Genomic DNA, 13,352 nt, shown 5'->3' with positions numbered 1-13,352 from the left:
GTTATTTTTTAAGTGTTTTTTTTAACCGACTATAACAAAATCTCCGCCAACAAGCCCATTCGGTTGCCGTTCGGATCCGTGGTATTTTTTAACCGCACTTTGTAGTGATGCAGTTCTGCGATGCGGTGGACTATGGATAAGCCCAAGCCGCTGCCTTTTTCGTTTTGCCCTGCCGGGCGGTAGAAGCGTTGTCCGAGTTTGGCGAGATCGGCATCTTCCACGCCCCCGCCATTGTCTTCCACCGAAATCTTGTTTTTTTCTAACCGCACTTTAATGTAGCTGCCTTGCGGGCAATAACGAATGGCGTTGTCGATAAGGTTGCGCAACATTAAAGAAAGCAATAACGGTTGCCCTAATTTCATCGCCGGCACAGCAATTTCTTCAAATTCAAGGGTGATTTGGCGTTTTTCTGCGTGGAAATACAGTTCGCCGATCAGCGACGGAGTGATTTGCTCCCAATGAATTTCCTGTAAGTTGTCCAATTCCTGCAAACTGTCCAAACGGGAAAGGGTCAATAATTGTTCAATTAATTGCGTCGCGCGGTCGATACCTTGCGTCAAATTACCCAACGCCTGTTCACGCATATTGGCGTCATCGCCGGCAATTTGCGCCACTTCCGTTTGAATACGCAAAGCGGCAAGCGGGCTGCGCAATTCGTGGGCAGCGTCGGAAGTAAAACGTCGTTCGCGCAATAACATGGAAGATGTGCGGTCAAAAAATTGATTCAAACTTTGAATGAGCGGCAGAATTTCCGTCGGGATATTTTCGGTTTTCAGCAAAGATGCGTCATCAGGCGTACGTTTTGCCACTTGTTCGCCGATTTGTTTCAGGCTTTTTAATTCCTTGCGAATAATCAATCCAAGGGCGAGCAATAAAAACGGCAAGCCGGCAAACCAAATCCACATTTGCCCGAACACCATTTTATTCACTAAATCGTCGCGATATTCCTGTTCCTGCCCTACCGCAATCATGAGCGGTCCGTCTCCCACCGGAAGCCAGAAAATGCGCCACTCATCATCATCTTCCCGTAGGCGGGATTTGCTGAAGCCACGCGCCGGCGCGAAAATAAAGTTTTCCCCATTTTCGCCGTCACTTAATAAAATATCGCCGTCCGGTGCAAAAATCGCAAAGGCTAAGGCATCATCTTCATAATCCGGTCTTTTAAACCCATGGCGTTTTTTCGACGGCTTACCCCGATGCTGACCAACCAAAATGGTGCGTAAATCGGAAGACGCCAGTCGTTGGGCAAATAAAATCTGTTGTGCGTCAAACAGTTGATTCACTTCTTTGCGCACCTGAAACCAAGCAGCCGCCGTGGAAATCAGCCACACACATACCGACACCAAAGACAGCGTGACAATCAGGCGAAAACGCAGGCTGTAATTATTCCACTTTCTCAGTTTCATCATTTTTTCCCAGTGCATAGCCCACGCCGTGAACGGTGCGAATAAATTGTTTGCCAAGTTTTTGGCGCAGGTTGTAAATATGGACTTCCAACGCGTTGCTGCTCACTTCATTATCCCAGTTATAGAGTTTGTCTTCAATAAAATCGCGGGTCAGCACGCGTTCTTTATTCAGCATAAAGAGTTCCAGAAGTTTGTATTCGCGGGTGGTTAAAGCGATTTCCTGCTCGCCTAAAAAAACTTTCCGCTGGTTCGGATCGAATTTCACCCGGCTATGTTGAATAATCGGGTTGGCGTGTCCGTAGCGACGACGAATCAGTGCCTGCAAACGCGCCACCACTTCCGCCAACGCAAAAGGTTTGCACAAATAATCATCCGCACCGCGTTGCAAGCCGGTAATGCGTTCGTCCAAAGTATCCCGCGCGGTAAGAATCAGTACTGGTACATCCTGCCTGTTCTTACGCCACGCCTGTAACACATCCAGCCCGTCCATTTTGGGCAGGGTTAAATCCAGTACCACCGCATCATAAGGCGCCGACTGCGCCGCTTCCAATCCGGTCTTGCCGTCGGTAAACCAATCTACCGCAAAACCGGATTTGGTTAACCCGATTTGAATGCCGTTACCGATTAAAGGATCGTCTTCAATTAATAAAATCCGCATAAAAAACCTACCGCACTTTTTGGAGGGAGAATAACACAAGACGATCATTGAGCTCATCGAAACGGAAATCTTATGTCGTATAACAGTTGAAATCGCGAATGCTTCAATAACTCCGCAAAGGCAATTTCAACATTAGGTATTCGTTCTATAAAAACAAACAAAAAGTGGCTCATCGCCACTTTCTATTTTGGGGGTTGGATTATTTTACAATTTTTTCTACGCGATCAATATCCACTTCGGTTTTATTCCGGGATTTATCCACTTCGCCGTAAAGTTTCACTTCATCGCTTGGGGAAATATCCTGTCCGCGCCATGCTTTGCGTTCGATTTCCACTTGGATTTCGCCGCTAGCATCTTTAAAAATAAAGTCATCTTTGCCCACTTGTTTCACAATGTTACCTTGCAAAATAATGTATTGATCATCTTGCCAGGAACCGGCTTCGGAGGCTTTGCTCACCGCTTGATCGGTATTCACAAAACCGCCGCGTTTGAAATCACCTTTTTTGTGGTGTTCCATTTTCGGCGCATTCGGGTCTTGGAAACCGCCTTGTGCAAAGGCACCGGTAGCAGCGATGGTTGATAATACTAAAATTGTTGCTAAACTGCGTTTCTTCATTTGAAATCTCCTCAATTAAATTCATTTTGTAAATAACAAAGCCTTGCTTTGTTGCGAGCTATTAAACAAAACAAAAATTAAGAAAGTATTAAGCGCAACGCTTTTTTATAAAAAAAGGAAAAATTATGCGTTATGACCAAATGTCCGCCGTCATTGTGATAGATATTGTACGGGAAGCGGCGAACTATACCAATGACAGCTATAAATTCACCAAACTGCGACCTATACCCGCAATATCGAGCATTTGCAGGAAGGCGTAAATCGCATTAAGCAATGGTTAGCGAAGAATAAAAATACCCGTTAGGGTCATTGAACGGCAAATTTATGCGCCTATAATAAGCACGAATTTTCACTTTCTATTAACCACAAAATTATGAGCATTCGAATTCTCCCCGAAAACGAAATTAAACAAGCGGCGGCGTCTTATGTCACCCCGCCGCTCCTTTTCTCCAATCCGAAAAATTTATATCAACGCCGCGCCGCACGCCTAAGAGAATTGGCGCAAGATCAGCCCCTTGCCGATTATTTGCTGTTCGCCGCCACCATTGCCGATGCGCAGCTGGAACTCTTTGAAACCATGCCGATTCCGCAAGATCCGCGCTTGCAGGCATTCTCTGCCGAACCATCGGGAAACAAACCGTTAGATGTGAAAACCTGGCAACGGGATCCCATTTGGCGTGAATTATTGACCACACTTTTGGCGAAATTAAAACCTTCCGCCAACGAGCAAATCCTGACCACCATCGAATGGCTGGAAAAAGTGGCGGACAGCGAACTGGAAGAGCTCGCCGACAGGGTTCTTGCGCAGGAATTTGCCGTCATTTCCAGCGACAAAGCGGTTTTCGTGTGGGCGGTATTATCGCTATATTGGCTACAATTAGTACAACAAATCCCTCACAATGCGAAACAGGAAAGCACCGAAAATCTGCACATCTGCCCTGTTTGCGGATCCGCACCGACCGCCAGCATAATTCATTTCGGCGCGAAGCAAGGGTTGCGTTACCTGCACTGCTCCTTATGCGAAAGCGAATGGAACATGGTGCGCAACCAATGCACCAACTGCGGACAAAGCAGCGACTTGGATTATTGGTCTTTTGATGACTATCTAGCGGCAATTCGAAGTGAAAGCTGCGGCAATTGTCACAGCTATTTAAAAGCCTTATATCAAGAAAAAGATCCGAAAATGGAAGTCATCGCCGACGATTTGGCATCCATTTTTCTGGATATGGAAATGGAAAAAAAAGGGTTCATGAAAAGCGGCTTAAACCCGTTTGTGTTCCCGGCGGAATAATTAAAAAAACACTCGTAAAAACCACCGCACTTTCGTGATAAAAAAGGCATCCGTCGGATGCCTTTTGTTATTGAGAAATTAGTTGCCCGATAAATCAATTTGATATACGGCAAACCCTACTTCATCGGTGCCCACCTGTTTCATTGGGTATTGTGCGTTTTCTTTGATGAATTGCGCCGCCTGCTCACTTGGTGAGGTTTCAACGCGCACGTCTAATTTCGCGTTGCCTTTGATCGGCACAAAACGCCAGTTTTTGTCGGCACTTGGATTCACCGCACCCTCTTTTTCACTGGTGGCTTTGATGTAATCCGCCAGCACCTGGCGATTTTCATCCGGCGACGCATAAACAATGTGCTTATCGCCGGTGCCCGGGAATTTGTCGCCATAGGCACGATAATTGTTGGTGGCGATTAAAAATTCCGCTTTCGGATCCACCGGTTTGCCCTGGTAAGTCAAGTTCACCACGCGATGCGCATTCGGGTTGATAAGCTTACATTCGCCGTCATAACGCGGCGGTTGGGTTAAATCGTATTCGTAATTCACGCCGTCGATAACATCGAAGTTATAGGTGCGGAAACCTTCCCAATCCAATAAAGATTGCGGTTTGTCGCTGCTCGGGTCGATTTGTTTAAACATCCCCGCACTGCATTCCAACCATTCTTTCAATTGTTCGCCGCTGACTTTCACCACCACCAAGGTGTTCGGATACAAATACAAATCCGCTGCATTGCGGAAGGTCAATTCGCCTTTGTTCACTTCGGTGTAACCCGTCGGATCGTTTTTTCGACCGCCGGCTTTAAACGGCGCACCCGCGCTTAAAATCGGCAAGCCCACCATTGCCGGTACGCTTGGCGCGACCTTTTCCACATAGGCTTTTTGCGCTTGGTTGACAATTTGAATAGTCGGGTCATCCTGCACCAGCGCCAAATAGCTATACATATTGTCGGTGGCTTTACCGATCGGCTGCGCCACGAATTTACGGGTGGCGTCATGGGTTTCTTGCAAAAGTGCGGTCATTTCTGCGTCATTTTCTACGAGCGGCTTTTTATTTTCCGCGTCATAAATCGGGCGCAACACCGCCTTGCCGTCGGTTACAATCCATTTGCCGTTACATTCGCTCAATACCAAATCCACCACGCTGATATTGTTCGCCCAGTAGCCCGCCATACTTTCCGGCACGCCTTTCACCGTGCCCTTGGCAATATCCGCATTCGGTGATTTGGCAAATTCTTTATTCGGGAACAAACGGTGGGAATGACCGAAAATCACCGCATCAATATGCGGCACATCGGCGAGATAGAAAGCGGAATTTTCCGCACCTTCGTGATACGGCTCATCGGACGGACCGGTATGCGCCAAGGCAACGATAATATCCGCGCCTTTTTGCTTCATTTCCGGTACATATTTCTTTGCAGTTTTGACAATATCGCGGGTTTCCACTTTGCCCGTTAAATTGGCTTTATCCCACACCATAATTTGCGGCGGCACAAAACCGATATAACCGATTTTTAACTGATGGGATTTGCCATTATTGTCCACTACCGTTTTTTCCTGGATCACATAAGGTGTGTAATAAGGCTCATCGGTTCCCGCTTTCACCACATTGGCGTTCACAATAGGGAAATTCGCCTGTTTGATGGCGTCGGCTAAATAATCCAAGCCGTAGTTAAATTCATGATTGCCCAGCGTACCCACTTCATAATGCAAGGCGTTCAAACAGGCAACCGCCGGGTTGGGTTTACCTTCCTTATATCCCACCGCCGCCTGATAATCGGCAATCGGGTTGCCCTGAATCAAATCGCCGTTATCCACCAGCACGCTGTTTTTCACTTCCGCACGGGCTTGGCGAATCAAACTTGCCACGCGGGTAAAGCCGAATTTCTCCGTCGGCGCGTCTTTATAATAATCAAAATCCGTCAAAAAACTGTGAATATCGGTGGTGCCGATAATACGCAAATCCACCTGATTCCCGCTTTTGGCAAACACCATGGACTGACAACTCAGCGCCAGAATACTGCCCGCACCGATTTGAATAAAACGTCTTCGATTCATCATAATAAGATCCTTCGTTTTGGGAATAACTGGCGTTATTGTAAGAAAATTGGCGGGGCTTTGAAAGGAAAAGTGCGGTCATAAAATTCATCGGATTTTATGACCGCACTTTAATCCTTATATCGACAGAAAACAAATCGCTTTCCTACAAAATTAACATTTACCTTCCGCCAAATTCCGCTAGAATACATGATAATAGTTTTCAATCAAAAAATGAGGAGATTTAAAATGTTGAAAAAGACATTATTAGCGTTAACCTGTCTCGCGGTGGCGACATCCGCTTTGGCAAAGGAAGTCACGATTCCTACTGCGCGTGGTGGGGTAACATTAGATGTGCCACCGGCAAAAATTGCGGTGTTTGATACCGGCAGTTTGGACACCCTGCAAGCCTTAGGTGTGAAGGTAGATGGTGCAGCAGATGTGAGCAAGGTTCTCCCTTATTTAAAACCGACGTTGGAGCAAGCCAAAAATGTCGGTACGATTTTTGAACCGAACCTGGAAGCCTTAAATGAATTAAAGCCGGATTTAATTATTGTCGGCACCCGTACGGCGAAAAAATTTGATGATGTGAGTGCCATTGCCAAAACTATTGACTTAACGGATAACGGCGACAAATTGATTGAAAGCGGCATTCAACGTATTGATAGCTTCGGCAAATTATTTAATAAACAAACGGAAGCGAATAAATTAAAAGCGGAGCTCGAAACCCTGTTTAAACAAACCAAAGAAGCGGTTCAAGGCAAGGGCAACGGTTTAATTATTTTGGTTAATGGCGGCAAGATTTCCGCCTTCGGTAAAGGCTATCGTTTAAGCTTTATTCATGAAGATCTCGGCGTGCCAATGGCAGATCCAAGCATAAACGTCAGCGGCCATGGTCAACCGGTCAGTTTTGAATTTATTGAGAAAACCAATCCGGATTGGTTGTTTGTGTTAGATCGCATTTCTGCCATCGGAGAGGAAGGTAAAAGCGCCAAGGAAGTATTGGATAACGAATTAATTCTTCACACCAAAGCCTGGAAAAACGGCAATATTGTGTATTTAAGCAGCGCTTCTTACCTTGCGCCGGGTGGTGCGGAACAATTAAAAATGGATTTGAATAACATCAAAGCTGCCTTTGAGAAAAAATAACCCACCGAATCTTTTAACGGTTCTCTCCTACGGGAGAGAACCTTTTTCGTATTAATACCATGCCGAATATTTTTACCCTGAATCGAATTAATTTTGTCGTTCTCCTTTTACTCGCCGTCATCAGCATTACCGTCGGCGTTGCAGATTTTCATTGGTCACAGTTTTTTTCTCAACCGGAGCAAATGCAGGTTTTGCTTATCAGCCGCTTGCCGAGAACCGCCGCCGTGATTTTAGTGGGCTCTACACTTGGCGTTGCGGGAATGGTGTTACAAATCGTGCTGAAAAACCGCTTTATTGAACCCGGCATGATTGGTGCCAGCCAAAGCGCAGCAGTGGGCGTATTATTGGTCAGCCTGTTATTTCCTAGTGCCGCACTGCTTCTCAAAATGTCGATAGCCACGCTGAGCGCACTCATCGGTATGGGCGTCTTTATGTTATTTCTGCAAAGACTTCCCCCACACCAAAGCCTGATGGTACCGTTGGTGGGGATTGTGTTCGGTAACATCATTGAAGCCGTTACAACGTTCATCGCCTATGAAACGGACAGTATACAGCTTCTTTCCATCTGGTTTGCCGGGGATTTTTCCGCTGTTCTGGCGGGGCGTTACGAACTCCTGTGGCTTACCGCCATTCTTGCCGTCGTGGTGTATATTATGGCGGATCAGCTAAGCATTACCGGCTTGGGACGCAATATCAGCACCGCTTTAGGTATTAATTATCGCCAAATGACGTGGTTTGCCCTAATCGTCGTGGCGATGATCACGGCAGTTGTAGTGGTGACCGTCGGGCAAATTCCGTTTATCGGTTTAGTCGTACCGAACATTATTTCCCGCCTTTCCGGCGATCGCCTGCGTTATAATTTACCCTCCGTGGTGTTACTCGGCGCGAATTTGGTATTGATGTGCGACATTGCGGGACGGGTCATCAATGCGCCTTATGAAGTACCGATTTCAACGGTGTTCGGCATTGTTGGCACCTTGATTTTCCTCTATTTATTATTTAAGGGGAACGCCCATGGGAAATAATCGTAGAATGACCCTCCTTTGCCTGTTACTGACGTTCGCCTGTATATTTTTCATGAGCTACAACGCCAACGGCAACTGGGATTTCGTGTTACCGTTCCGCGGCAAAAAACTCCTATTATTGCTCATCATGGCTTACACCATCGGCGTTTCCACGCTATTGTTCCAGACCCTGACCAATAACCCGATTCTTACCCCGAGCATTTTAGGTTTCGATTCATTATATTTATTGGTGCAAAGCATTTTAGTTTTCTCCTTTGGCGGCATCGGCTTCACGCAATTAAATATCGCCGGCAAATTCGCCTTTGAAACGCTGTTAATGCTGTTCGGTGCCTTATTGTTATTCCGCACCTTAACCAAAAACAACAGCGACTTAGCGCGCATGATTTTAGTGGGCATTATTTTCGGCGTGCTGTTCCGCAGCCTGAATAATTTATTGCAACGCATGATCGACCCGAACGAATTTGCCGTGGCACAAGGTTCTTCCTTTGCCAGCTTTAACACGGTCAACCCGACTTTACTTTTGATCGGCACGGTAATTGCGCTTATCAGCGCCATCTGGATTTGGCGGCAACGGTTTAAATTAGACGTGTTATTACTCGGACGGGATCGCGCCATCGGGTTCGGTTTGGAATACCACCAATTCAGCCGTCAACTTCTGATTTGCTGCGCATTTTTGGTCTCCGTTTCCACCGCACTTGTCGGCCCGATTCTGTTTTTAGGGTTATTGGTGTGCGCCATCGTCAACGCCATCAGCCCAACCATGCACCACAGCCAACGTATTCCTATGACGTTTATGGTATCCGCCATCACCCTAGTGAGCGGACAAACCTTATTTGAGCAGGTTATGAAAATGCAAGGCGTACTCAGTGTGGTCATTGAATTCGTCGGCGGTTTGGTATTTATCTATTTAATGTTAAGACGGGCAAAATAAAGGAATTCATTGTGATAAAAATTGAAAATATAACCTACAAGATCGGTCATGCCACCATTCTAAATAACATCAACCTTACCATTCCCAACGGCGGAATCACCGCCCTCATCGGCGCCAATGGCGCGGGGAAATCAACCCTGTTATCTTTAATCGCCCGTCTCAATCCTATTCAGCAGGGTAAAATTTGGTTAAATGAGATGGATATTGCCACGACGCCATCGCGCGCCATTGCACAAAATCTGGCGATTTTAACCCAAGATAATGTGATTCACAGCCGCATTACCGTGCAGGATCTGCTCTTTTTCGGACGCTATCCGCACCATCAAGGCAGACCGACGGAAGAAGACAAAAGCATTATTCAGGCGGCGCTAAAACGCTTTGATTTGGATGCGTTCGCCTACCGCTTCTTAAGCGAACTTTCCGGCGGGCAACGGCAGCGGGCGCTGATTGCCATGACGTTCTGCCAAAAAACCAATCATGTTCTGTTGGACGAACCGCTCAATAATCTGGATATGTTCCACGCCCGCGAACTCATGCGCCTGTTGCGCCAACTCACCGACGAACTGGCGCTCACCACCGTGATGGTGGTCCACGACATCAACATGGCAGCCGCCTACGCGGACACCATCGTCGCCATGAAAAACGGCGAAATTACCATGATCGGCACACCGGAAGACATCATCACCAAAGCGAATTTAAAAAAGGTATTTAATCTGGACGCGGAAGTGCTGGAACATCAAGGGAAGCGGTTGGTGGTGCATCATATGTAGTATTTGCTACTTTCTTTATTTAATGCAAAGAAAAGTGCGGTGGTTTTTTTGAGGTGTTTAAAAAACACTTAAAAAATTCACCGCACTTTTTTAGAGAGAGTTTAGAGAGAGGTTTGAAATCAGCGCAACAAGCGTTCTACTTCGTTGGCTTTAACAAGGAATTGTTTACGTTCCGCCGTACCCATGCCGCTGCTCCCCCCCGGAAGTTTAACAGTGAGCGGGTTAACCGGACGCCCGTTAATGTGGAATTCATAGTGCAAATGCGGACCGGTGGAGCCACCGGTGTTACCGGATAACGCGATACGTTCTCCTTTCTTCACCGTTTGCCCCACTTTTACCAGCGGTCTGCTGAGGTGCATATACACGGTTTGGTATTCGCGGGAGTGGCGTAGCACCACATAACGACCGGCGCCGTAAGCCTGATAGGCGATTTTCTCTACCGTGCCGTCTGCCGGCGCAATAACCGGCGTTCCTGTCGGCATCGCAAAATCCACCCCTTTATGTGGTGCAATGCGTCCCGTAATCGGATGACGACGACGCGGATTAAACGGAGATGAAACACGCGCCTGACGTTGCAACGGGTAACGGGCGAAACCTTTGCCTAAGGTTTCCCCTTGGCGATTGTAATAACGACCGTTGCTGGCTTGGATCGCATAATAACTCTTGCCGCCGCTCACAATATGAATAGCTTCCACATTACCTTGTCCGGTACGTTTGTCTTCCAGATATTCACGGGAAACCAAAATCGAAATCTTCGTGCCTTTTTTCAGTTGTTTCAGGCTGACCTGCCATTGTAACGCAGAGAATAGTTGATAAATCTGACGATTATCCAAACCGAGTTTCTTCAGGCTGTTGACGAAAGATCCCTCCATTTCGCCACGCAATACTTCACGTTTCCAAACGCTTTTTTTCTCCACGATTTGGCGTTTAAATTTGCCGTCCGCCTGAAGTTCATAAATATGTTCTTTTTTCTGGGAAACCAACCAGTTCAAATATTCCAGTTCTCCGTCATTATTTAAAATCCAGTAAAATTGTTGTCCTGCCTGTAAATGTTTCAGCTCCGGATAAGAAGCGATAAGCTGTTTGCTGGTGTTGTCCTCCAAACCGGACAGCTCCAACACGTCTTTTAAGGCATCGCCTTTGACGACGGTGTGGCTGAACTGATCTTTAATCCGAATCGCCTGATCGGCAACATCTAAAATATTGGTGATCGCATTTTTCGCATCGTCCGGCAATTTATCCAAATCATCAAATTCGTCGTGAGTTTTAACTTCTTCCACTTCATCATCTTTGCCGACATCATCGTCATAAGAGGTAGCGTCATTATCAATCGTGCTGATGCCTAGAGTATCAGCCAGAATCCGTAATTCATGGGAAACTTCGTTGGCGAACGACATAGTGTAGGCAGAAGCCGGGTAAAGATTGTCGGATAAAATATCTTGAAATTGATCACTGCCATTAGAAAAGCCTTTACCTTTTGAGTAGGAATAGGAGTAAGTCGGATTATTGACAGTGTCAATTTTTTGGGAGGCAGAATCATTCAAATGCAAAAAAAAACCGGCAAAAATAGAAAAAAGCGCAATAAAAAAAACAATCGCTTTAAGACGCGATTTTCTTTTGCGACGATCTCTTGCCAGTTTTACATGTTGCACGACGTTGATTCCTTGACTGCATATTGTGGTTTAAGTGTATTTATGACCAAGCAAATATTAAAAAATTCAGCAAAAATACTAAATGCCAAATAAACAGTGTAATTATACACATAAATCGGCGGGTAACTTGTTAAATGATAAAAAATAAGTTATTTTTAGCGCAATTTTTCTTCAAAAGAACCTAAAAATGCAAATTAGTGCAATCAGACTGCCTTTAGTCGAATTAAAAAACATCAATGTGAAATTCGGACAACAAACCGCTTTGCAAAACATTAACCTGACTGTTTATCCCAATTCGATCATCACTATTGTCGGACCGAACGGTGGCGGTAAATCCACCTTACTGAAAGTACTGCTAAAACTGCAACAGCCGACTTCCGGCAACGTGATTTACAATAAAAGTATTCGCATTGGTTATGTGCCGCAAAAGATCTATCTGGATCCCAATCTGCCGATCACCGTGGAGAAATTTTTATCCCTGAAAAAAGGCATTCGCCCGCAGGATATTCAGCAGGCAATGGCGTTATTATCCATTAGCCATCTCATCCACAACAGTATGCAAAAGCTCTCCGGCGGCGAAATGCAACGCGTTTTGCTGGCGCGTGCCATTTTAAATAAACCGAATTTATTGGTATTAGATGAACCCACTCAAGGTGTGGACATCACCGGACAGGCTGAGCTGTATCAGCTCATTCACCAAACCCGCAAAAACTTGAATTGTGCGATTCTCATGGTGTCGCACGATTTACATATTGTGATGGCAGACACCAACGAAGTGTTGTGCATTAATCAACATATTTGCTGCGCCGGCACGCCGGAAACCGTCTCTAACGATCCGACCTTTATTCACTTTTTCGGCGATCAATTTTCCAAAAATATTGCTGTTTATACACACCATCACAATCACCGGCACGATATGCACGGTAACATTTACCGTGTGGAACCAAAACAATCTCAATAACGACTTGATATTATGTTTGATATTCTCTTTCCCGCCTGGCTGACAGGCATCATTCTTTCACTGATTACCGCACCATTAGGGGCTTTTGTCGTGTGGCGCAAAATGGCGTATTTCGGCGACACCCTTTCGCACTCGGCACTCCTCGGTGTAGCATTAGGAATTTTTCTGCAAATCAATCCTTACATTGCCATTTTAGCACTCACCTTGTTGCTTTCCATCACGCTGGTGTGGCTGGAAAATAACACTCAGTTTTCCATCGATACCCTGCTCGGCATTATCGCCCACAGTTGCCTTTCTATCGGCGTGGTTACGGTCGGCTTGCTGAAAAATGTGCGGGTGGATTTAATGTCTTATTTGTTCGGCGATTTACTGGCAATTAACTATCAGGATTTATGGTATATCGGCATTGGCGCACTTATTGTATTAGCAGCACTATGCTATTTCTGGAAGCCGTTAATTTCCGCGACCATCAGCCCGGAACTGGCGCAAGTGGAAGGCATTAACGTGAAAAAAATGCGTTTTATTCTGATGATTTTAACCGCCTTAACCATCGCCCTAAGCATGAAATTTGTCGGTGCATTGATCATCACCTCACTACTGATTATTCCCGCTGCCACCGCCCGACGCTTTGCCCGCACGCCGGAAACTATGGCCATTATCGCCGTCTTCATCAGCATGATCGCTGTCTCCCTCGGTTTGACCTTATCCGCCTACTACGACACTGCTGCCGGTCCTTCCGTGGTCATCTGCTCCACATTCCTGTTTCTTTGTTCTTTATTTAAAAAACAACAGGGTTAAAATTTACCGAAAAAAGTAACCGCACTTTATCTCCTAATAGCGAAAATATTCATGTATTGCCTGT

The 13,352-nt window shown here is 46.0% G+C and carries 12 protein-coding genes; 7 read left to right on the top strand and 5 right to left on the bottom strand.

Features of this window, described 5'->3' with window-relative positions; all coding sequences use genetic code 11:
* Positions 1-29: 29 nt before the first annotated feature.
* The 3 genes from qseC to DK423_RS04070 form a co-directional block, all read right to left on the bottom strand.
* Complete coding sequence (gene qseC, locus DK423_RS04080; protein WP_050542437.1) at positions 30-1,424, bottom strand: quorum sensing histidine kinase QseC; 1,395 nt, start codon at positions 1,422-1,424, stop codon at positions 30-32.
* Entirely contained in the window at positions 1,384-2,064 is a 681-nt protein-coding gene (locus DK423_RS04075; protein ID WP_005557257.1) for a response regulator, read from the bottom strand. The genes qseC and DK423_RS04075 overlap by 41 nt, the downstream gene beginning before the upstream one ends.
* A 199-nt stretch (positions 2,065-2,263) precedes the next feature.
* Positions 2,264-2,680 (bottom strand): YgiW/YdeI family stress tolerance OB fold protein, encoded by a 417-nt coding sequence (locus tag DK423_RS04070; protein ID WP_005557254.1) that lies wholly within the window; start codon positions 2,678-2,680, stop codon positions 2,264-2,266.
* A 373-nt stretch (positions 2,681-3,053) separates the two neighbouring features.
* On the opposite strand from DK423_RS04070, the gene fdhE reads away from it, so the two are divergent.
* Positions 3,054-3,971, top strand: coding sequence for a formate dehydrogenase accessory protein FdhE (gene fdhE, locus DK423_RS04065; protein ID WP_005557251.1), 918 nt, complete (start codon positions 3,054-3,056; stop codon positions 3,969-3,971).
* Positions 3,972-4,049: 78 nt separating this feature from the next.
* Here the strand turns inward: fdhE and cpdB are convergent, their stop codons facing one another.
* On the bottom strand, positions 4,050-6,026 hold the full coding sequence (gene cpdB, locus DK423_RS04060) for a 2',3'-cyclic-nucleotide 2'-phosphodiesterase (RefSeq protein ID WP_005557249.1): 1,977 nt from the start codon (positions 6,024-6,026) through the stop codon (positions 4,050-4,052).
* 225 nt (positions 6,027-6,251) lie between these two features.
* Between cpdB and DK423_RS04055 the strand changes: the two genes are divergently transcribed.
* From DK423_RS04055 to DK423_RS04040, 4 genes are read left to right on the top strand one after another with little or no spacing between them, the layout of a single operon-like run.
* The gene (locus tag DK423_RS04055) at positions 6,252-7,151 is read left to right on the top strand and encodes a siderophore ABC transporter substrate-binding protein (protein WP_005557247.1); all 900 of its coding nucleotides are present in this window, start codon (positions 6,252-6,254) and stop codon (positions 7,149-7,151) included.
* Between the two features lie 59 nt (positions 7,152-7,210).
* The gene (locus DK423_RS04050) at positions 7,211-8,176 is read left to right on the top strand and encodes an ABC transporter permease (RefSeq protein ID WP_061886121.1); all 966 of its coding nucleotides are present in this window, start codon (positions 7,211-7,213) and stop codon (positions 8,174-8,176) included.
* Entirely contained in the window at positions 8,166-9,107 is a 942-nt protein-coding gene (locus DK423_RS04045) for an iron chelate uptake ABC transporter family permease subunit (RefSeq protein ID WP_109043881.1), read from the top strand. The genes DK423_RS04050 and DK423_RS04045 overlap by 11 nt, the downstream gene beginning before the upstream one ends.
* A gap of 11 nt (positions 9,108-9,118) precedes the next feature.
* A complete protein-coding gene (locus DK423_RS04040; protein ID WP_005557241.1) occupies positions 9,119-9,877 on the top strand; it encodes an iron ABC transporter ATP-binding protein in 759 nt (252 codons plus the stop codon).
* A 119-nt stretch (positions 9,878-9,996) separates the two neighbouring features.
* On the opposite strand, the gene mepM is transcribed toward DK423_RS04040, so the two are convergent.
* Positions 9,997-11,529 (bottom strand): murein DD-endopeptidase MepM, encoded by a 1,533-nt coding sequence (mepM, locus tag DK423_RS04035; protein ID WP_061886122.1) that lies wholly within the window; start codon positions 11,527-11,529, stop codon positions 9,997-9,999.
* A gap of 187 nt (positions 11,530-11,716) precedes the next feature.
* On the opposite strand from mepM, the gene znuC reads away from it, so the two are divergent.
* Both znuC and znuB read left to right on the top strand, forming a co-directional pair.
* Positions 11,717-12,490 carry a zinc ABC transporter ATP-binding protein ZnuC gene (znuC, locus tag DK423_RS04030; RefSeq protein ID WP_005557238.1) on the top strand — a complete coding sequence of 258 codons (774 nt, stop codon included), beginning with the start codon at positions 11,717-11,719 and terminating at the stop codon, positions 12,488-12,490.
* A 12-nt stretch (positions 12,491-12,502) separates the two neighbouring features.
* Positions 12,503-13,288: a zinc ABC transporter permease subunit ZnuB gene (gene znuB, locus DK423_RS04025; protein WP_005557237.1), complete on the top strand. Its 786-nt coding sequence runs from the start codon at positions 12,503-12,505 to the stop codon at positions 13,286-13,288.
* Positions 13,289-13,352: the final 64 nt, after the last annotated feature.

Origin of the sequence: Aggregatibacter actinomycetemcomitans (assembly GCF_003130205.1) — a bacterium.
GTDB lineage: Bacteria > Pseudomonadota > Gammaproteobacteria > Enterobacterales > Pasteurellaceae > Aggregatibacter > Aggregatibacter actinomycetemcomitans_A.
Note: the sequence above shows the minus strand (reverse complement) of the source record. Positions and strands in the feature narration are given on the sequence as shown.

Excerpts from the sequence above, each read along its gene's own strand:
- DK423_RS04055 (WP_005557247.1), top strand. The coding sequence starts at position 6,252 with ATGTTGAAAAAGACATTATTAGCGTTAACCTGTCTCGCGGTGGCGACA.
- DK423_RS04075 (WP_005557257.1), bottom strand. The coding sequence starts at position 2,064 with ATGCGGATTTTATTAATTGAAGACGATCCTTTAATCGGTAACGGCATT.
- DK423_RS04050 (WP_061886121.1), top strand. The coding sequence starts at position 7,211 with ATGCCGAATATTTTTACCCTGAATCGAATTAATTTTGTCGTTCTCCTT.
- qseC (WP_050542437.1), bottom strand. The coding sequence starts at position 1,424 with ATGCACTGGGAAAAAATGATGAAACTGAGAAAGTGGAATAATTACAGC.
- fdhE (WP_005557251.1), top strand. The coding sequence starts at position 3,054 with ATGAGCATTCGAATTCTCCCCGAAAACGAAATTAAACAAGCGGCGGCG.
- DK423_RS04070 (WP_005557254.1), bottom strand. The coding sequence starts at position 2,680 with ATGAAGAAACGCAGTTTAGCAACAATTTTAGTATTATCAACCATCGCT.
- znuC (WP_005557238.1), top strand. The coding sequence starts at position 11,717 with ATGCAAATTAGTGCAATCAGACTGCCTTTAGTCGAATTAAAAAACATC.
- DK423_RS04045 (WP_109043881.1), top strand. The coding sequence starts at position 8,166 with ATGGGAAATAATCGTAGAATGACCCTCCTTTGCCTGTTACTGACGTTC.
- znuB (WP_005557237.1), top strand. The coding sequence starts at position 12,503 with ATGTTTGATATTCTCTTTCCCGCCTGGCTGACAGGCATCATTCTTTCA.
- cpdB (WP_005557249.1), bottom strand. The coding sequence starts at position 6,026 with ATGATGAATCGAAGACGTTTTATTCAAATCGGTGCGGGCAGTATTCTG.